Consider the following 17149-nt stretch of genomic DNA (forward strand, 5'->3'; position numbering starts at 1 on the left):
AAGCATGCCCATTCCGGGCTCTATTCCAATACCGCCGGAACCTTGAATTGTCCGTCTTCCTCATCCGGCGCGTTCAGCATCACTTTCTCAATGGGCAGCGACTCCCGGACCGTATCCTCCCGCATCACATTGTGCAGCGGCACGGCGTGGCTGGTCGGCACCACACCGTCGGTGTCCAGAGCATTCAGCTGCTCCGCATATTTCAGGATGGCGTTCAGCTGGCCGGTGTACAGGGCCTTCTCTTCCTCTGACAGCTCCAGACGGGCCAATGCGGCCACGTGCTCTACGTCTTTGACGGTAATGCTCATGATTGCACCCCTTTTTCCTCCAAAATACTTCATTCCATTATAGCCTAGCGGGTATTTGAACTCAATTGCCATGTGAATATTTTCCGGGGCGTTGCGGGCTTGGCAACTTGTGCCAATGCAGGAAAACCGAAATCATTGTACAATACGACCATAAGGCGGGAATGTCCCCATCGCCGCCCAATTTGTCCGAACGGAGCTGACACCATGTCCTGTCCCGATTGCCGTTCCATAGCGCCTTTGGAAGACCGGGGGACCATCAGGTACCGGCTTGTTCAAGAGCCCGGTCTTGTAAGCTCGTATCCGTACGATTCCAGGGAAACGCTGCTTGATCTGTTGTCCGGCCTGCAGGATCGTCATGCCGAGGGGGAGGACGCAGAGATCAGTGTGATTCCGGAGGGTCCGGCAAACACGCCTCTTGCCGGGAGCAGTTGGCTCCCTCTGTCCGTCTGGCAAGCTCGTGTCCGCCATTCGGATCTGATCCGGATCATCCGGGACCGTCAGTTCACCAGCCATATGCAGCCTATTGTGGATCTCCGGAGGAACGGAGCGCTGTACGGGTACGAAATGCTGCTTCGATCCATGCCGCATGCGGTCCCCTTCCAGCCCTACGAGCTGTTCCGCGCCGCCCAGGAAACCGGCTTCCACTCCTTCCTGGACCGGGCGGCCCGGATCTCGGCCATCGAGACCGGTGCGAAGCATCTTGGCAGGGGCTTGAAGCGGTTCGTCAATTTCCTGCCGTCCTCCATCTACAATCCGGAATACTGCTTGACCCATACTTTCCAGGCCATACGGGAATTTGATCAGGATCCGGCGGATTTCGTCTTCGAGGTGGTGGAGACGGAGCGGATCGTGGACATTCCCAAGCTCGCCTCCATCTTCAGCGTCTACAAGGAGAATGGGATGAAGGTGGCGCTGGATGACGTGGGGGCCGGCTATTCGACCCTCGATGTCCTAGTCAGCCTGAAGCCCGATTACGTCAAGATCGACCGGGAGGTCGTCCGGTTCTGCGATCAGGTTCCGGAGCGGCGTCGCGATCTGGAAGCCATTGTCGGGACGGCCCGTTCCGTAGGCGCCACCGTTCTCGCGGAGGGGATCGAGAGGCCGGAGGAGCTGGAGGTATGCCGATCGGCCGGCGTGGACCTGGCCCAAGGATACCTGCTCGGCAAGCCGTCGCCCAACCCTTGATCCTACAACAAAGCCGGTACCGAAGCGCGTCCATTCGCGCCTCGGTACCGGCTTCTTCTTCGTGTACGGCCATTGTCGGATCGTCAGATCCATGCCTTCAGGCTGACCTGCTTAATGAAGTCCTCGCGGCTCTGCACGTCCTTGGTTACTTCCGCGGCAGGCTCCTCGGACAGATCGCCGCCGTTCATGATGCGGCGGAACAGCTCCGCGTTCTTCGTGGCAAGCGCATAGTCGATGAGAGCTTCCCTCTCGATCTTCTCCGCCTCCTGCTGAAGCAGCACCTCCTCCAGCTCGATGTCGCCGGAGGTGACGAAATAATGCTTGTTCGCCTTAGGCACCCGGACTACATAATCGAAGGCGTTGTCTGCATTCCGGTCATACGCGATGATGTACCCGTAGTCCCCTACAGGCAGACTTTGTTCGAAGGCGTCGGCGACGATGATTACCTTGGATCCCAAACGAAGCATAATGACTCCTCCTATGCCGGTCCGAAAATCCGGACGGCCGTGTATATAATGAACCGAAAGTGACGGGTCAGCTTGAGTCGACTCTATGATATTGGTACTATGTTACTAAAAAACGGTCGAGGTGTCCAATGTTCCGCCGAATCCTGTCCGCTGCCGCTGCAGCCGCTATTTTGCTGGTTCTCCTATGGACTGCAGCCGCTTCACGCACCGCGGCGCACCCGTTCAACAACGGGTACTCCGACCTCCGCATCGAGGGCGCGGAAGTCTATTACGGCCTGTTCCTACCAGCAGCGGGTTTGCCGTTCCTAGATTCGGACAGGGACGGGAAAATAACCGACGCCGAGCTGCGCGACGGCCGTCCCGTTCTGGAGGATTACGTATCGGAGCGGCTTGCGCTCGATAACGGCGACTTTCCCATGGACATGCGGGTTTCCGGCGTCCGATCCTCCGAGAAGGAGGGTGTGCCGGGAGTGGCCATGGACCTGCTCTTCCAATCGGAGGAGACGGTGGTGTCGCTCCACATTCAGTATAATCTACTATTCGATGATATAGACCCGGTTCATCTGAATTTTGTGACAATTCGCAGCGGCGGAGTGCTGGACCAGTACCTGTTCGAGGACAGCGACCGGGAGTACCTCTTCGATAATCCCGCCAGCCTGTGGTCGAGGGTCGCCGTGTACTTCAGGCTTGGCGTCGTCCACATCTTCAGCGGTCAGGACCACCTGGCCTTCCTGCTGTCTCTGCTCCTGGCCGTCAGCCGCTGGAAGGAGGCGCTGGCGGTGGTCACCGCCTTCACCGCATCCCACAGTCTGACGCTCCTCTTGGCCGCATCGGGCTATCTGCCCGTCAGTCCGCGTCTGGTGGAGGCCGGCATCGCCTTATCCATCTGCTATGTTGCCGCGGGCAACCCCTTTGTCCGCCGGCCGGGGCGGCGATGGATTCCCGCTCTGCTGCTGGGCTTGATTCACGGCCTGGGCTTCGCGGGAGCGCTGGGGGAAACCGGGCTGCCGGCCACGGATATCCTGCCCTCCCTGATTGCCTTCAACCTCGGGGTGGAGCTCGGCCAGGTGGTGCTGGTCGCTGCCACTCTGCCGCTGCTCCTGTGGCTCCGGCAACGGTATGTCCGCCCTTACCGGATTCTGGTCTGGGCCGGCTCCGCCGGTCTCTTCGTCCTGGGTCTCCATTGGTTCGTCCAGCGGATCGGATGAAAAGGAAAAAGAAACCTGTCCCCGGTAATATGGAGGTTCCACCACCCACCATATGCCAAGATGAGGTTTCTTTACTTTTTGGACAGTCTCTCTATAGGTTGGTTATTCGCCAACTACTCCGACAGCTCCTGGCGCCGAAGCACCCGGACCGAGGCGGCCAGCAGCACTGCGGACAGCCCGACGGTTACCGCTAGGCTCCACGGGAGCCCCTCGGGGAGCATTCCGTCGAGCGCCACGGCTCCCGCATAGCCGGACAGCCGCCCCGGACTCCAGACCGTATAGCGGCTGAAGAGCCCCGATACGATGGATAAGGCTGCAGCAAGGAACAGCGTGACGAACGCTACTGCTCCAGAGGAACGGAGGCAGGCGCTTAAGAGCAGCGTCACGGTCAGAATCAGCGCCAGCCACGCCGCCCATACCGCTCCTGCTGCCACTGTGCGCGACGGCTCCACGTGACCGATTAGATACTCGGTGTAGTACCAAGCCGCCCCATAGCCCGCTGTATACGAGGCCAGTGCCAGCGATAGCATCCCCGCCCACTTGGCGGACAAATATTGGAGATGGCTTACCGGCTTGACCAGAATCATGGAGGCGATGCCGCCCGCCCGTTCGGCGGCTACCGTACCCATGGTCGCCAGTACGAGGATCAGCACACCCATGGTATCATATTGGGACAGTGTCTTCGCCATAACCTCGGACGGCGTTGGCGGCGGAATCCGAATCACCGCCCCTTCCGGCAGATTGCCGGCGTTCTGGAGAATATCCGGGAGAAAATAGGAGGTGATTGGATTCATTACTCCCAGCAGAATGAACACCACGGGCACCCACAGCCACTTGCCGCTGCGCCACAGCTCCAGCATTTCCTTCTGGTACAGCACCATCCACTTGGTCATGACTCCACCACCTTCATGAACAGATCCTCCAATGTGGAGGCTGCTGCCTCGAACCGCCGGACCGGGAGACCGGCTGCCGCCAGATCCGCGATCAGCTCCTTCATGGCCCGGTCTGCATCCGTAACCATGACAACTGCGCGACCGTCGTGAACCTCCACCCCATCTATTAGCCCGGGGAGCCGGCCGGAGAGTCCGGACGCCCAGTCCTCCAGTGATCCGTCCGACTCCAGACGGATCACCGGCTCCCGGTGGCTGCGCCGAAGCTCATTTAGGCTGCCGGATAAGGCTATCTCTCCGGCCCGCATAATCAGCACGTCGTCGCTGATCTCCTCCGCGTCATGAAGGACGTGGGTCGAGAACAGAATGGTCGTATGGGTGCGGATCATCCGGATCAGCTCCAGCACCTCCCGGCGACCCACTGGATCGAGAGCGGATACCGGCTCGTCCAGAATGAGCAGCTTGGGCCGGTGGACCAAGGCCTGTGCGATGCCAAGCCGCTGCTTCATGCCGCCGGAGTAGCCGCCGATCCGGCGTTTGGCCGCATCCGTCAAGCCGACCAGCTCCAGCATTTCGGCCGTTCGGACCCGCGCGTCCTTGGCATGAAGTCCCGATAGCTTCGCCACGTATTCCACATACTCCGTCCCGCTCATCCATTTATAGAACGCCGGATACTGCGGAAGGTATCCGATATGCTGCCTTCTGTCCCCCTCCCAAGAATGGAAACGGATCGTTCCCGAGCTGGGCTCAAGCAAACCGGAGAGCAGCTTCAGCGTGGTGGTCTTGCCGGCGCCGTTCGGACCCAGAAGGGCGGTGCAGCGCCCCTCCTCCAATGTGAAGGAGAGATCCTTCACCGCCACGGTGCTGCCATAGGCCTTGCGGAGTCCTATCGTTTGAAGCAGCGCCATCAATCCTCCCTCCTTCCAAATAAGAAGAAGGCAATAGGGCCCGGCAGGTTGCCGAGGATGATGATGAGCACCCACATCCATTTGGGCCCATGGGTCCTCTCCGCCTTGGCGCACATCGTCAGGGCGGTGATCATCAGGATCAGCTCCAATCCGATGATCGGAGCGATCAGCATCCAAGGGATGTCCTTCATCTTACTTCCTCCTCCATCGGTAGATCTTGCGGACCAGCAGCAGATACAACAGAATGGGCATGGGTGCCTGGATCAACCCCCACAAGCCCCAAAACCACGGGTAGCGGTCCCGCTTCCTCGCATCGATGAACAGATAGGTGCTCTGCGCGAGAAGCACGGGTATAAGCATAAAGACGATCAGCATCTGGTCCCGGGTCATGAGCCCTGCACCTTCTTTCTCTCCCTGCGCAGCAGGATGACCGGAGCGAGGACCAGGACCACCGCTTGAAGGGCAAAAAATACAGCAGGCAGCTTATAGAGCACCGCTCCCATCACGAATAGCACCGTCAGCGCCGTAAGGAGGAACAGCATCAGGTCCCAGATGAAGACCCGGCGGAGCCGTTGGCGGTTTGCCTCCATTTGTGCCTCCATCCAGAGCGGATCCGGCTCTATTACCGGCACCATACGGTCCAGAAGGTCAAGCCCTGCGCGGAGCTCCATCAGGAGTTCCTCCTCGGTCACTTCCCCATAAGCAGCGGCGTCATGCGCCTTCCCGTCCCCCTCTGCTCCTGCCCAGGAGCCATGGCCTTGGCGGGTGTCCTCCGGCCCATTACCGGCGTTTCGTTTATCCTTCATGTTCGGACAGCTCCTTCCGTAAGCTCTTCAGGCCATTGTGGATGCGGGACTTGACCGTACCCGGCGGAATATCCATCATCCCCGCGATCTCCTCATAGGCATATCCGTAATAATGCTTCAAGATAATCGGCAGCCGGATCTCCTCCGGCATAACCCCCAAGGCGTCCAGCACATCGGGCCATTCGCTTCCCCCGTATTCCGCCTGCCAGCGGAGCTTGCGGAGCGACTGCTCCTGCTCCTCCTGCCAACGGAGCTCCCGCTTGCGCTTGCGGAGGGAATCGATGTAGAGCCGGGTGCCAATAGTGATGAGCCAGGACGAAAATTTCGATTGACCGTTGTACAGCCTGATCTTCTCCATCGCTCTCAGCATGGTCTCCTGAGCCAAATCCTCCGCATAGCCGGGCTGCATGGTCGCCTTAATCAGATACTTCATCAGAAACGAGTAATTCCGCTGCAGGAGCAGTGACAGAGCGGTACGGTCCCCGCGCTTGGCATTCTCGATCAGTCTTCGTTCGTCTTCGTCTTGCAAGGCGTACCCTCCCTCCTGCTGCAGCCGGCGGTGATCTCGATCGGTTGCATCAATAGTACGGCGGACACCGCCGAAACGTTCAGTCCGCGCAACAAAAAAACCGCATCCCTTCCCAATTGGAAGGCATACGGGGGTCCGGCCGCTTGAGGCATGGCCGCATCATTCTTATAGTACCAGCTCCGAGGCGCTCTTGACCACCCATTCGACAGGCGCCATCACGTTATACATCCTCGGATACCGAAGCCGGACGAGAAGCACCACGGCAGGCCGGTTCAGCGTCACGGAGTACCCGTAGTCCGGCTGCTCGTACACGTAAGGGAACGTGAATCCTGCTCCGATGACATCCAAGGCGACGATCTCAACCGGCGCGTTGAGAAAAGATCCCGGCTCCGGCGCCAGCTCCGCATCCAGCCGAAGATTAGCCCGAAGATACGTGAGGGTCTCCGCTCGGGCTCGTACGGGGTCCAGATCTGGGATCCCCTCCGCCAGCTTGGCGGCATCAAGCTGCTGGGCCCCCGCATGGGTGGCCCGGTTCAATGCATGCTTCACATTGAAGAAGGTGTGCATGGACAGCTCTTCGTCGGTCTGCAGCGCCATAAGGGATATGCAGAACGCCGCCAGCAGCACATAGAGAAGCAGCTTGTTCATTCAAATTCCCCTTAAGCCATAGAGTTGCCTCTACGGGACATATTCACTCATCTTCATCCCTGCCGCCCCCATGCGCTCCAGCCCGTCCGGCGCACCGATGCCAAGCAGCCGGTCGATGCCGAACAGATTGCCGTACGGGTACGTGATGACAAGACGGATTCCAACTCCCCGAAGCACGGGGGACAGCGGATCCGTACCGGATTGGCCGCCGGTCGTGGTCACGTCGTAGATCAGCTGGCCGGGCTCGAAGCCCACCGTCGCCAGCCGAAGCCGGGATTCCGACACCATCGATTCATCGATATAGCCGCGCCGTCCGGCCGCCCCCGCCTCCAGCATGTAGTCGGCTTCCTTTTGCAGCACCGCCTGGCGAAGGATTAACACGTGCTTATAGACAGGAGCGAACATGAACCAGACCATGAGCAGCGAGAACATCAAAAATACGAGAATCTGCTTCATGCCGCTTCAGGGATTAAGCCGGACAATGGCGTCCCGGACCCGGCCTCCCCCGCTCCTCACCTTGTTCTGCATACCGTCCTCTCCCCCGACGATTCCTTCATACAGGACCAATACCGCTGCAATCAGCAATATGACACACAAGATTTCCTTCATATCCGCTGCCTCCGTTACGGGGTGACCAAGGTGCCGATTTCCGTGTTGATTGAAGTCCCTTTGTTTTCGATTACGGCCTTGGTGCCGGTGGTGGGGGACATGATGATGCTGCTGAACATGACAACCACAACGATGAGCAGCATGACCGTCATCAGTATATTCCTCATCTTCCATTCCTCCTCAACCTCTATCATGATCCTGCCGAACTTGGTATTCTGCAGACTGCGGTCCGGGTCATCCTAACGAATCGAACAGGCGCCGTCCCTCTTGAACCCAGGGATGGATGAAAATCTGAAAGGTATACATAATCGGGAGCCCAGCCAGAACGAACAGGACATACGAGACCGATTCCTTCCGGCTGTCCCGGTGCAGCTCCAGCTTCTCCTTATAATCTTGAACCCGCTGGCGCAAAAGCTCGTAATAGGCCTCCCCGTCATACTGCCGAAGGGATTGGATCGTTTCGGCGAAGCCGTGGGCCTCCTCCGTACCGAGACGTTCACGGAAGCGCCGGACAGCCCCCTCCTGATCGTGATACCAATCATTCAGCAGGAGGTGCCACTCCTGGCGGATCAGCCTCGTATACGGCAAACAGCGGCTCAGCTTGCCGTGCAGATGAAGCGGGGAGCCATCAAAATAGAGAAGCTGCCGCGACACCGCAAATATTTCCTCCACGATGCGGTTCGTCCGGTATCGTTTCACGGCATTCCACACATAGCGGTCCCCATGAACCAGCAAGGCTCCTCCCGCGGTCAGGAGGGCTGAAACCTTGGCAGGTAGGGGGACAGGCAGCTGCGGCGGAGCACCGTATCTCCACATCCAGATTCCCGCTCCGGCCAGGAAACCCGCCAGACTCCTGCGCAAGACCAGGTACCACAGCGGCTCCATCCGAATTCCGGCTGCTGAGAGAAGCTGCCTCCACTCCTCACGGGCCTCAGCCCGGACCAAGGACAAGAAGCACGCTTTCATGAGCCACTCCGGAGGTCTTCCTCCGGCCATCGCATTCCCGATCTCCCGAAGCCGGAATCTCCTGCGTCTACCGGAGAACAATCCGAATAACCGGCGGAGAAACGCATATGCGGTCAGGAACAGCACCGCCAATATAACGAGAATGCCCGCTTGCAGCCATCCGAGCATGGCTGTCCCCCCTTTTTTACATACGCTTCATCGACAAGTAGATCCCCATCAGGAAGGACCCGAATTGAAGCAGCAGAGCGTGAAGCAGCATATTCCGCCCTTCCGCCTCCATGAAGTACGCGCGCATGGTGTTCTCATAGTTCAGCTTCAGATTGATCCCGATGAAGAGGGCCAGAAACAGAAGGGGAGAGAAGCTGGCCAGGCGGATCTCCAGCAGCCGGTTGCGCGCCTTCTGGTCATAGAGCTGGGCGCGCCGCATGTCCGTGATCAGCTCCTTCAGGCTGACGGTGATGTCCGCCCCCTCCTGAAGCGCCATCCGGAGCATATTGGCAAAATAATCCGCCCACACATGCCCGAGCTCCAGGCTGAAGATCCGGAGCGCATCCTCTGTGCTTCCCGCTCCCGCAGAGAGACTGCGGTTCAGCTGCTCGAAGACGGGCTTGATGGGATACAGTAGTCTTCCCCCCGACACCGCATCGTCCAGCACCAGCCGGATGTTGGGGCGGTGAGTCAGACACAGCTGCTGGTAGAAGATCTCCACCGCCGGCAGAAATTCCAGCCGGGTCCGCAAGCGGCCCGATATGAGCCGCAGCCGGAGAAGGAGATACGGCAGCGAGCCCCAGATCCCTCCCAGAATCATAACCCCCCGCAAGCTCCGGAAGACCCAGACTCCCGCTATCATACCGGACAATAGCAGCAGGAGGGTCAGCACTGCAAAGGCTCCTGCGGACCGGATGAACCGGGTGGCCGCCATCATATCCTCCAGATGCCGGATCAGACGCCGAAGCAATGGTCCTCCCCAAACTTTGGAACGACTCCTACCGCCGGTCAACCTAGAACGTGCAGAATGTACGCGGACCGCTGCCGTCCCTAAATACCGGATCGAAATAAACAGCAGGAGAAACAGCAGCGAGCACAACGTGCCCTTATAGATCAGGATCAGCATGCGGCCACTCCCCCATCCAGTTCTCCAGCTCCCGCAAGCCATCCGGAGCATAACGGGCCACCCGCTCCAGCGCTTTGGCCGAAACGGACATGGGATATCTCCACCGTCCCGATCCGTAATCGTAGCAGACCCAATCCCGGACGGCGACAGTTGTGCCGTCGGCGCAGGCATACTCCCCGATCCGGACTAAGATCCGGCGGCCGTTCACAAGCGCCATCTCCAGCCCGATATGGGTCACGTACTCCGCAATGCGGCGGACCAGCCTGGCCGGATCCATCCCCCGTTCGTCCATCAGACACATATCGGCAATCGCCTCCGGCACATCCTCCAGATTGGAGGCGTGCAGCGTCGTCATGCTGCCGTCATGCCCCCGGGTGCAGGCCCGGACATATATATTCGCATCGCGGTCCCTGATCTCGGCATGGCAGATCCTCTTGGGCGACTGCCGGAGCGCAAGCTTGAAGGCCTGGGCGCCGTCGTGCTTACGGTCCTCTTCGTCGGTCTCGTATTCGATCACGTTCTTCCCCGGGAAATCCCGCTTCACCATCAGCTCATATCGGGATTCGATGGTAATCAGTCGCTCGTGGTCGGGCATCTCCCGGATCAAGGACTTGATCAGCGTGGTCTTCCCGGAGTTGGTGGGACCGGTGATCACCAGATTGAAGCAGCTGCGTACAAGCAGCCGCAGCAGCCGGGCCATCCGCGGGCACAGCGTCCCGAATTCGGAGGCGGACAGGCGGTCCAGCTCATAAACGGCCGTGGCGTAGAAACGGATGGTCAACGTCGGCACGGATGTGTAGCCGAAGCCCGTCATGGTGACCCGGGAGCCGTCCAGGAGCGCCACCTCCACCCATCTCTTGCGGATGTTCAGCGTGTCCTTATTGAACAGCACCAGATTCTGCTGCAGCCGCTCCAGCTCCTGGATGCTCCGAAACTGCTGCTGGGAGGGAATCGGGACACCGCCCCTCACCTCATAGACCCGCTCCCCCACCACCTGAATCTCCTCCAGACCGTCCTTCCTCTCCAGAATGGACTCCAGCACGCTCCAGCCGAGGATCTCGGCGAAGACCGCTTCGGCCAGACCGGCGAACCGGAGGGAGGCGGGCGGCTGCCGGTGAATCCGCTTCTTGGCGAGCAGATCCTGGACAATGGCCAGCATTCTCCGGCGGTCCCCCTCATATCCGATAACGGCCCGGTTCAGCAGGTGGGTGTACGCCTGCCGCTCCTCTTCGGACCGTCCTCTCGGAGCCGCCAGCTCGGTGCGTATGGCCTCCACCAGCTCGCGGAACCAGTCCGACGCTCCCTCCAGGCTATTCGTCTCCGCTTCCCCGCCTGCAGCATGGACCCTGGCTTCCGAACGGCACCGGTCCGCGAACGACAATACGGAAAATCGCTCTTCCATCCTACGCCCTCCTAACGTCCGTGCAGCATCGGCATCCAGCTCCGCAGCCTGCCGGCGGGGGTTGCCGCTCCCCCCGGGCCGATCCGGATGCCCAACTGGGCGACCAGCAGGTCCGCCAGAGACTCCACGGATTGCAGGAATGGCTTGGTGCGGGTCACATATTCCAGAAGCCGGCCCTGGTTCAGCCATTCCCTAAGCTCCGGATCATAAGCAACGGTCGCCGCCAGCTCCATGCCGGCCTCCTTCCGGATATCCGCCGGCTTGATCCCCCCGGTCCGTCCGGGCTGCCATTGGGTGACGGCCAGAAGAAACGAATCCGGCTCCACGCCGAACAGGGGAGCGACCGTTTTGACCCACCGGGTCATATCCTCCTGAAAATGTCCGAGATCCGGCGTTGTGACCAGAACCTTGGCATCGGCCTCCATGGAAGCCGCAATGGTGGCCGCATTGTCCCAGCAGGCATTCACCTCGATGATGCATAACGGATAGGACTCCCGGACGATCTTGAGCAGATGCCGGATATCGGCCGGCAGGTAGAATTCGGCCTGCTCCCGCTGATTGGCCCCGTACAGAATCTCCAGCCGCCCCGCATCTTTAACCGGCTCGAAGTAAGACTTCAGCCGGCCGGCATACAACGAGCCGGCGCGCATCTCCGCCCGTACCGTATCCAGACCGGTGTACGTCTCCTCCTTGCCTAGGTACCGATGCAGCTTGGAGCTCTTCAGGTTCAGGCATAAGTAGCCTACGGGGGTATCGGACCGCTCTGCCAGTCGCACCGCCGTCCCGAATGCCAATACCGTCGTGCCGATATTGGGAGTCGTCCCGGTAAACAGGATCGTCCGGCCTCTCGTCCCTTCCTCCGCTTCTCTCTGCACCGGGCGTCCTCCCGGCTGCCTTGCTCCGTTCATGGTCCGTCCCCCCTTCCCATTCCGCCGGAGGCCCCCTTCATGGCGATCACCAGCTTGTTGTTCTTGCCCCGGCAAGCCTCATCGAGAATCCGCCACTCCTCCTCCGTCAGGTTCAAGTTCAGCTGCTCCACGGCTCCGTTGGCATCCCGCCGGGAGGCATACATGGCCATCTGGTCGTTGGCCACCTTGGCCGCCAGATGGGGCTGCTTCGGATCGTCCACCTCCGTGTTGGCCGAGGACTTCACGGAGGCAACGATGATATCCTCCGGAAGCAGTCTGACGGTGCCGAGCTTCCCTGAGGCATACACCACCACAAGATCACCGGCCCGGATGCTTCCGGGAACGGACAGGAGGTACTCCTTCGGCACCGGAAACACGGCCTCGTCCGGTCCGGGCAGCAGACGGAAACGGTCCAGCTTCCAGCTCAATACCGGCTCCTCCGTACCCAGCGGAACGACAGCCTCCTGCCCCACCGCCTGGTCCAGATCGGTCAGCATCCCCTCCAGCATGCCTCCCCGTGCCACCGCCCGGTACTCCAGCATTTCCTCCCGAAGGGTGGCCCCCGTAGGGATAAACCGCTTCGGCACCACCACCTGCACCGTCTCCTGCAGCTCCACCTGCCGGATCAGCAGCTCGTACACGCCGTATACCAGCAAAGCGGCCATAAGTGCCGCCGCCAGGCTGATGCCCAAATGTCGCATCCTGCCCACTGCCCTATTCCTCCCTCCGGTTCAAAAACAAATAAGGACGCAAACCAGGCCGATGGCCTTCGTTTGCGTCCTTCGCATAACGGATCTTATGAGTGCTTGATGAAGATGTGCCTTATATTACCAGACGATTGGAAATTCCGTCAAGAGGATTATTTGGTGAAGGTGCCGCCATAAAGGTAACGGTACTCCCAAGTATTCCCCCCGATTGTGTCGATGCGCACACCACCGGATTCCGGGGAGTAGGTCTGCAGCATCTGCCCGTTGCCCAGGTAGATGGCCACGTGGGTGACGGTCTCTGTGGATTCGTCGATCCCGGCGTAGTCGGAAGCCTTGTAGCCCTTATAGGACATGAAGAACATCAGGTCGCCGCGCTTCAGGTTTCTCCAATCGGATGCCACCGGTCCCAAGCTCTTGACATAGTCGGCTTGTCCACGGGAATCGCCTGCGATCACTTCGCGGGTTATGTCCCAGAAGGACTGCTGCACGAAGTCGGAGCAATCGAAGGTAGAGGTGTCGAAGCGGTCGGAGCCGAATTCATACGGGGTGCCCATGTACGTCATCCCCTGGTTGATAAAGCTTTCGATACGCTCGTCCACCGGAAGATCCATTTTGTAAATATCGTTGTTGACCGTTATGTATTTAGTGCTGGAGCTGACATAACCGACGACGCCCTTGGAGTCCTGTGCCTTATACCAGCTGTCGTTCACCTTGGCCAGTATCAGCATATCCTCCCCCGTTGAGAGCAACCGGATGCGGTCCGCCGTAGAGCTGGGAGCGGTTCTGAAGTTGACCCCGTAGATGATCTTGGCATTGCTGATAACCTTTATGTATTTGGAGCTGGAGGATACGTAGCCCGTAACGCCCTGTTGGTCCTGAATGTTGTACCAGTACGGATTCGGCTGTCCGATGACAGTCACGATCTCGCCGGTCTTCAGATACCGGAGCAGGTTGCCGGAGGTGCTCGGTTGATCCCTGAAGCTGACACCCGACACGGCTTGGGCTTTGGTCGGAACGGAATCTTCGGCGTAAGCGGCTATCGGTGCGGCCACAGTGATGCAGAACAAAGCGGCTAACAACAGAGGAAGAATCCGTTTCATCATGATGCAATTACCTCCATAGGTATAGTGTGGAAACCGAAAAGGGGACAACCCTTCCTCTTATGCCGAGTAAGGTTGTCCCGCTGTACGGTCCCTACACTTTCGGCAGCTGGCTGGCATTCCGCGGTTCTCCGCAATTTAGCCCCTGTAGCTTTGCGTCACTGATTTTCATCAGGTTTGCCATTATCGAGGTCAGGTGGTTCGCTTTGGCTTCGTACCCTTATTATAGTTTGTGGGGGTCATAGCCGAATATAAGTCCCAGGGATGGTTTTGTCGGATTTTGGAGCATGCCCCGGGGACTATTGACGGACAGTCAGATTTTGGAGGGTTGACAGCACTTCGCGAACGCAAAAAAGAGGCCTTATCAGCCTCCCGCATCAAACTGCATCTTCTTCCGGAACTCATTGGGAGAGCAGCCCTTAAACTTCCGGAACATCTTGTAGAAATGCGCCATATTGGACATCCCTACCTCTTCTCCGATCTGGGCGATGCTCATGTCCTTGGTCAGGAGCAGAAGCTCGGCGCGCTTGATCTTCTTCATGATCACATAATCCACAAAGGACAGGCCCATGGTCTTCTTGAAAAACTTCACGAAGTAGTGGTAGCTCATATTCGCCAGCTTGCAGGCGTCCTCCACCTGAAGCTTATCCTCAATGCTGCTCTCGATATGATCCAGGACGGGTCGCAGTCTGAGAAGGTCCGTGTTCTCCCGGGTCGGCAGCGCCCGCCGGGTGTCCGCGCGCAGCAGGTTCAGAATGATGGTCTTGATCTGGATGCTGATGGCGATCTCATAGCCCTCCTGCTTGGTCTGGGACTCGCGGAAGATTTCCTTCACACACGCGAAAATACGCTCCCGGACCGCGTCGTCGCCCCGGAGGATGTAATTCAACCGGCTGAGCGGCGCTCCCGAATCCGCGAAGTAGCGGTAATACGGCAGCCCGCTGTGCTCGAGATGCTCCTGGATATCGAATTGGAACACAAGAAAGCTGGCATTGTCGCAGGGATAGTCCTTGTGAAGCTCGTTGGATCCGATCAAGAGCACGTCGCCGGTTTCCAGCACATGAGCCCTGTCATTGATGTAAAAGCCGAAGCGCCCCTTCAGCATGACGATGATCTCGACTTCCTTGTGGTAATGCCAGCGCGGAGGCGTGTTCGAAGCCTTCGGGGAGCCGGATCGGTCGGCGTCGAAGATCTTTACGGCTAGGAAAGGATGCTGGTACTGGATATTCTCACGATGGGACTCCATGGGTTCCTCCGTCGTCGGCGGCCCGGCCGCAGCACGTTTCGTTCTTCTGTCCGCATTGTACCATAATCCCCTCTCCCGATAAATCCGGGGCCGATGATTTTCTTGAGGGCCGAAGCCTGCTATAATAAGGGTCTAGTGTTGAAGTAACTATTGATGCAAGCCGGAGGATATGTGGATATGGCGCGGCGTTTTGTCACCGAAGCGGTAATGATCGCGATCTACGGGCAGCTGATGGTACCGAGCCAGCCTGTGGAATACGTAATGCCCTACTCCAGCCTGATGGAGCTCTATGACCTGATGGAGAGCAAGGATCCCATCATGAACCAAGAGGAAGAGGACCCTTACATCCGCAAAAATATCGAAGGCCTCGTCCGTTTCTTCGAGGACGCCTTGAATAAGAAAAAAATCGAGCGGGCCCTAGGCTCCCCCTGGAAGAAAAGCCCCTCGCTCCTGGTCAACGACAAGGTGTCGATCACGGTGGTGTATGCCCTCGAGAATGCGGAATACGGAGAAAAGTTCGATCCCATCGAGACGGATCTGATCCTGCTGGCGATCCGGGAGAAGGTACCTGTTCTGACCGACCAGTATGAATTCGTCGACAAAGTGATCGAGGGCGGGGTTCCCGTCCAAGTGTTCGATATCGAGGACTTTGAATATGCGGTGGAAGAGGATGTGCCGTTGGAGCATTGAAAAATTAGGCTGCTTGAAATCTTGACCCTGACATGGATGTCAGGGTTTATTATTTAATCGCGGCCTTATGAAGGAGGAGTGAAGGGATGAAAATCGGGGAACTGTCCCGGCTGACCGGCGCCAGCATTCGTTCGCTTAGGTACTACGAGGAGAAGGGCCTTATTACCCCCTACCGTATGGAAAACGGTTATCGGGAGTATAGTCCCTTCACGGTGGAGCAGGTGAACACGATCCGCTTCTATCTGGAGCTGGGGCTGTCTACGGACGAGATCGCCGGCTTCCTGCACTGTGTCCTGACCCGCCAGGAGGCGTTCTGCCGCGAGATTGTCCCCGTCTATCGGAAGAAGCTGGCCGAGTTGGAGGGGCAGATTTCCCTTCTCACCCGGATCAAATCCAACCTGGAGGACCGCATCCGCTATATTGCGGAACAAAATCCACAATTGCTGGAGGAATGAGCATGTCCATTCGGGAAGTCCACGATTCCAATTACCGCGAGGCCATTCCGGCGGAGGGCTTGGCGCTGCTGGATTTCGGCGCCGCTTGGTGCCCACCCTGCCGGGCGCTGCTGCCGATTCTGGAAGAGATCGACCGGGAGCTGGGAGATAAGGTTGCCATACTGAAGATCGATACGGACGATGCACCTGAAGCGGCGTCCGCCTACGGAGTCCTGTCCCTGCCGACGGTCGTCGTGTTCCGGGACGGCCAGCCCGTAGACAAGTTCGTCGGCCTCCGGTCGAAGGCGGCCTACCTGGCGTCCTTGGCGCGTTAAGGCGCTGACAGCCAGCAAAAACAACCCGTCATCCGCCCTCCGGCAGATGACGGGTTGTTCTTCTGTGAGCCAAATGAGACGCAGCCGCCGTCGCGGCCATCGCCAGAACGGCCCCGATAAGAGCGGCCTCCATATCATGGTGGCTGTCCCAGATGTCTCCCTGGGTGCCAAGGAACCGGGTGCCGATCTCCGGGGCCACGATGAGGGCGACCCACATCTCGATCAGCTCATAGAAGGCCCCGAAGGATAGGATGACGACCGGAGTCAGCCCATAGCTCCAGCCCTTCCTGAGCCCTGCGGCTCGGATGAAGAACTCCCAGGCCGGATAGGCGATCAGCAGTCCGAAGGAGAAGTGGACGACCCGGTCGAAGTTGTCCCGGTGGAAGCCGAACCATTCATGCATCAGGCGGTCGATCGGGGTCGTGTTGTAGGAGTAGTGGGCACCGTAGGTATGCAAGGCCACGAACAGGATGATCAGCGCATAAGACCGGTTGCTGAACCGGAACCAGCGGTAGGCTCCGCCCAGACCGGCGGCGGCGGCCAGAACCAGCAGGTTCTCCAGCCACCAGTTATACCAAGCGTAAGGCTTGATCAGCATCCACAGCCAGAAGACCGCGTAGCCTCCGATCATGGCCTGAAGAATCCGGTTCTTGCGGAACCGGCGCTCCGTACGGAACAATGCCCCCCAC

General features: G+C 59.0%; 25 protein-coding genes and 1 riboswitch. Of the genes, 5 read left to right on the forward strand and 20 right to left on the reverse strand.

Features of this window, described 5'->3' with window-relative positions:
• Positions 1–20 precede the first annotated feature (20 nt).
• Entirely contained in the window at positions 21–308 is a 288-nt protein-coding gene (gene gatC / locus ACSEXW_RS22775) for an Asp-tRNA(Asn)/Glu-tRNA(Gln) amidotransferase subunit GatC (RefSeq protein WP_438448488.1), read from the reverse strand.
• A gap of 204 nt (positions 309–512) precedes the next feature.
• Here gatC and ACSEXW_RS22780 point away from each other — a divergent pair, with 204 nt between their 5' ends.
• Complete coding sequence (locus ACSEXW_RS22780; protein WP_438448489.1) at positions 513–1493, forward strand: EAL domain-containing protein; 981 nt, start codon at positions 513–515, stop codon at positions 1491–1493.
• 83 nt (positions 1494–1576) lie between these two features.
• Here ACSEXW_RS22780 and ACSEXW_RS22785 read toward each other — a convergent pair whose 3' ends face one another.
• Positions 1577–1960 (reverse strand): ATPase, encoded by a 384-nt coding sequence (locus ACSEXW_RS22785; RefSeq protein ID WP_438448490.1) that lies wholly within the window; start codon positions 1958–1960, stop codon positions 1577–1579.
• A 128-nt stretch (positions 1961–2088) separates the two neighbouring features.
• Between ACSEXW_RS22785 and ACSEXW_RS22790 the strand changes: the two genes are divergently transcribed.
• Positions 2089–3168, forward strand: a complete 1080-nt coding sequence (locus ACSEXW_RS22790) for a HupE/UreJ family protein (protein WP_438448491.1) — start codon at positions 2089–2091, stop codon at positions 3166–3168.
• A 113-nt stretch (positions 3169–3281) separates the two neighbouring features.
• Here the strand turns inward: ACSEXW_RS22790 and ACSEXW_RS22795 are convergent, their stop codons facing one another.
• The 17 genes from ACSEXW_RS22795 to ACSEXW_RS22875 all read right to left on the reverse strand — a co-directional run bounded on the left by ACSEXW_RS22795 (position 3282) and on the right by ACSEXW_RS22875 (position 15001).
• Complete coding sequence (locus ACSEXW_RS22795; RefSeq protein WP_438448492.1) at positions 3282–4061, reverse strand: ABC transporter permease; 780 nt, start codon at positions 4059–4061, stop codon at positions 3282–3284.
• Complete coding sequence (locus tag ACSEXW_RS22800; RefSeq protein ID WP_438448493.1) at positions 4058–4966, reverse strand: ABC transporter ATP-binding protein; 909 nt, start codon at positions 4964–4966, stop codon at positions 4058–4060. The genes ACSEXW_RS22795 and ACSEXW_RS22800 overlap by 4 nt, the downstream gene beginning before the upstream one ends.
• Complete coding sequence (locus ACSEXW_RS22805; RefSeq protein ID WP_438448494.1) at positions 4966–5157, reverse strand: PLD nuclease N-terminal domain-containing protein; 192 nt, start codon at positions 5155–5157, stop codon at positions 4966–4968. The genes ACSEXW_RS22800 and ACSEXW_RS22805 overlap by 1 nt, the downstream gene beginning before the upstream one ends.
• A 1-nt stretch (position 5158) precedes the next feature.
• Positions 5159–5356 carry a transcriptional regulator gene (locus tag ACSEXW_RS22810; RefSeq protein ID WP_438448495.1) on the reverse strand — a complete coding sequence of 66 codons (198 nt, stop codon included), beginning with the start codon at positions 5354–5356 and terminating at the stop codon, positions 5159–5161.
• Complete coding sequence (locus tag ACSEXW_RS22815) at positions 5353–5772, reverse strand: YxlC family protein (RefSeq protein WP_438448496.1); 420 nt, start codon at positions 5770–5772, stop codon at positions 5353–5355. The genes ACSEXW_RS22810 and ACSEXW_RS22815 overlap by 4 nt, the downstream gene beginning before the upstream one ends.
• Positions 5762–6301, reverse strand: coding sequence for an RNA polymerase sigma factor SigY (gene sigY, locus ACSEXW_RS22820; RefSeq protein WP_438448497.1), 540 nt, complete (start codon positions 6299–6301; stop codon positions 5762–5764). The genes ACSEXW_RS22815 and sigY overlap by 11 nt, the downstream gene beginning before the upstream one ends.
• Before the next feature lie 165 nt (positions 6302–6466).
• Positions 6467–6949 (reverse strand): hypothetical protein, encoded by a 483-nt coding sequence (locus ACSEXW_RS22825; RefSeq protein WP_438448498.1) that lies wholly within the window; start codon positions 6947–6949, stop codon positions 6467–6469.
• 30 nt (positions 6950–6979) lie between these two features.
• Positions 6980–7405, reverse strand: a complete 426-nt coding sequence (locus tag ACSEXW_RS22830; protein ID WP_438448499.1) for a hypothetical protein — start codon at positions 7403–7405, stop codon at positions 6980–6982.
• Between the two features lie 6 nt (positions 7406–7411).
• Positions 7412–7558 carry a hypothetical protein gene (locus ACSEXW_RS22835; RefSeq protein ID WP_438448500.1) on the reverse strand — a complete coding sequence of 49 codons (147 nt, stop codon included), beginning with the start codon at positions 7556–7558 and terminating at the stop codon, positions 7412–7414.
• A gap of 14 nt (positions 7559–7572) precedes the next feature.
• Entirely contained in the window at positions 7573–7725 is a 153-nt protein-coding gene (locus tag ACSEXW_RS22840; protein ID WP_438448501.1) for a hypothetical protein, read from the reverse strand.
• Between the two features lie 67 nt (positions 7726–7792).
• Complete coding sequence (locus ACSEXW_RS22845; RefSeq protein WP_438448502.1) at positions 7793–8692, reverse strand: hypothetical protein; 900 nt, start codon at positions 8690–8692, stop codon at positions 7793–7795.
• A 16-nt stretch (positions 8693–8708) separates the two neighbouring features.
• Positions 8709–9482, reverse strand: a complete 774-nt coding sequence (locus ACSEXW_RS22850) for a hypothetical protein (RefSeq protein ID WP_438448503.1) — start codon at positions 9480–9482, stop codon at positions 8709–8711.
• A 136-nt stretch (positions 9483–9618) separates the two neighbouring features.
• Positions 9619–11040: an ATPase, T2SS/T4P/T4SS family gene (locus ACSEXW_RS22855; RefSeq protein WP_438448504.1), complete on the reverse strand. Its 1422-nt coding sequence runs from the start codon at positions 11038–11040 to the stop codon at positions 9619–9621.
• 11 nt (positions 11041–11051) lie between these two features.
• Positions 11052–11948, reverse strand: coding sequence for a CpaE/TadZ family protein (locus ACSEXW_RS22860; RefSeq protein ID WP_438448505.1), 897 nt, complete (start codon positions 11946–11948; stop codon positions 11052–11054).
• Positions 11945–12649, reverse strand: coding sequence for a CpaB family protein (locus ACSEXW_RS22865; RefSeq protein ID WP_438448579.1), 705 nt, complete (start codon positions 12647–12649; stop codon positions 11945–11947). The genes ACSEXW_RS22860 and ACSEXW_RS22865 overlap by 4 nt, the downstream gene beginning before the upstream one ends.
• 158 nt (positions 12650–12807) lie before the next feature.
• A complete protein-coding gene (locus tag ACSEXW_RS22870) occupies positions 12808–13758 on the reverse strand; it encodes a C40 family peptidase (RefSeq protein WP_438448506.1) in 951 nt (316 codons plus the stop codon).
• 98 nt (positions 13759–13856) lie between these two features.
• Positions 13857–13947: riboswitch (cyclic di-GMP riboswitch) on the reverse strand.
• A 172-nt stretch (positions 13948–14119) separates the two neighbouring features.
• Positions 14120–15001, reverse strand: coding sequence for a helix-turn-helix domain-containing protein (locus tag ACSEXW_RS22875; RefSeq protein WP_438448507.1), 882 nt, complete (start codon positions 14999–15001; stop codon positions 14120–14122).
• A gap of 177 nt (positions 15002–15178) precedes the next feature.
• Here ACSEXW_RS22875 and ACSEXW_RS22880 point away from each other — a divergent pair, with 177 nt between their 5' ends.
• From ACSEXW_RS22880 to ACSEXW_RS22890, 3 genes are all read left to right on the forward strand, one after another.
• The gene (locus ACSEXW_RS22880) at positions 15179–15691 is read left to right on the forward strand and encodes an ADP-heptose synthase (RefSeq protein ID WP_438448508.1); all 513 of its coding nucleotides are present in this window, start codon (positions 15179–15181) and stop codon (positions 15689–15691) included.
• Positions 15692–15777: 86 nt separating this feature from the next.
• Complete coding sequence (locus tag ACSEXW_RS22885; protein ID WP_438448509.1) at positions 15778–16146, forward strand: MerR family transcriptional regulator; 369 nt, start codon at positions 15778–15780, stop codon at positions 16144–16146.
• A 2-nt stretch (positions 16147–16148) separates the two neighbouring features.
• Entirely contained in the window at positions 16149–16460 is a 312-nt protein-coding gene (locus tag ACSEXW_RS22890) for a thioredoxin family protein (protein ID WP_438448510.1), read from the forward strand.
• Positions 16461–16488: 28 nt separating this feature from the next.
• On the opposite strand, the gene ACSEXW_RS22895 is transcribed toward ACSEXW_RS22890, so the two are convergent.
• The gene (locus tag ACSEXW_RS22895) at positions 16489–17139 is read right to left on the reverse strand and encodes a DUF2238 domain-containing protein (protein WP_438448511.1); all 651 of its coding nucleotides are present in this window, start codon (positions 17137–17139) and stop codon (positions 16489–16491) included.
• Between the last annotated feature and the right edge of the window lie 10 nt (positions 17140–17149).

Source organism: Oryzibacillus soli, from assembly GCF_051594765.1.
Lineage (GTDB): Bacteria > Bacillota > Bacilli > Paenibacillales > NBRC-103111 > Paenibacillus_AR.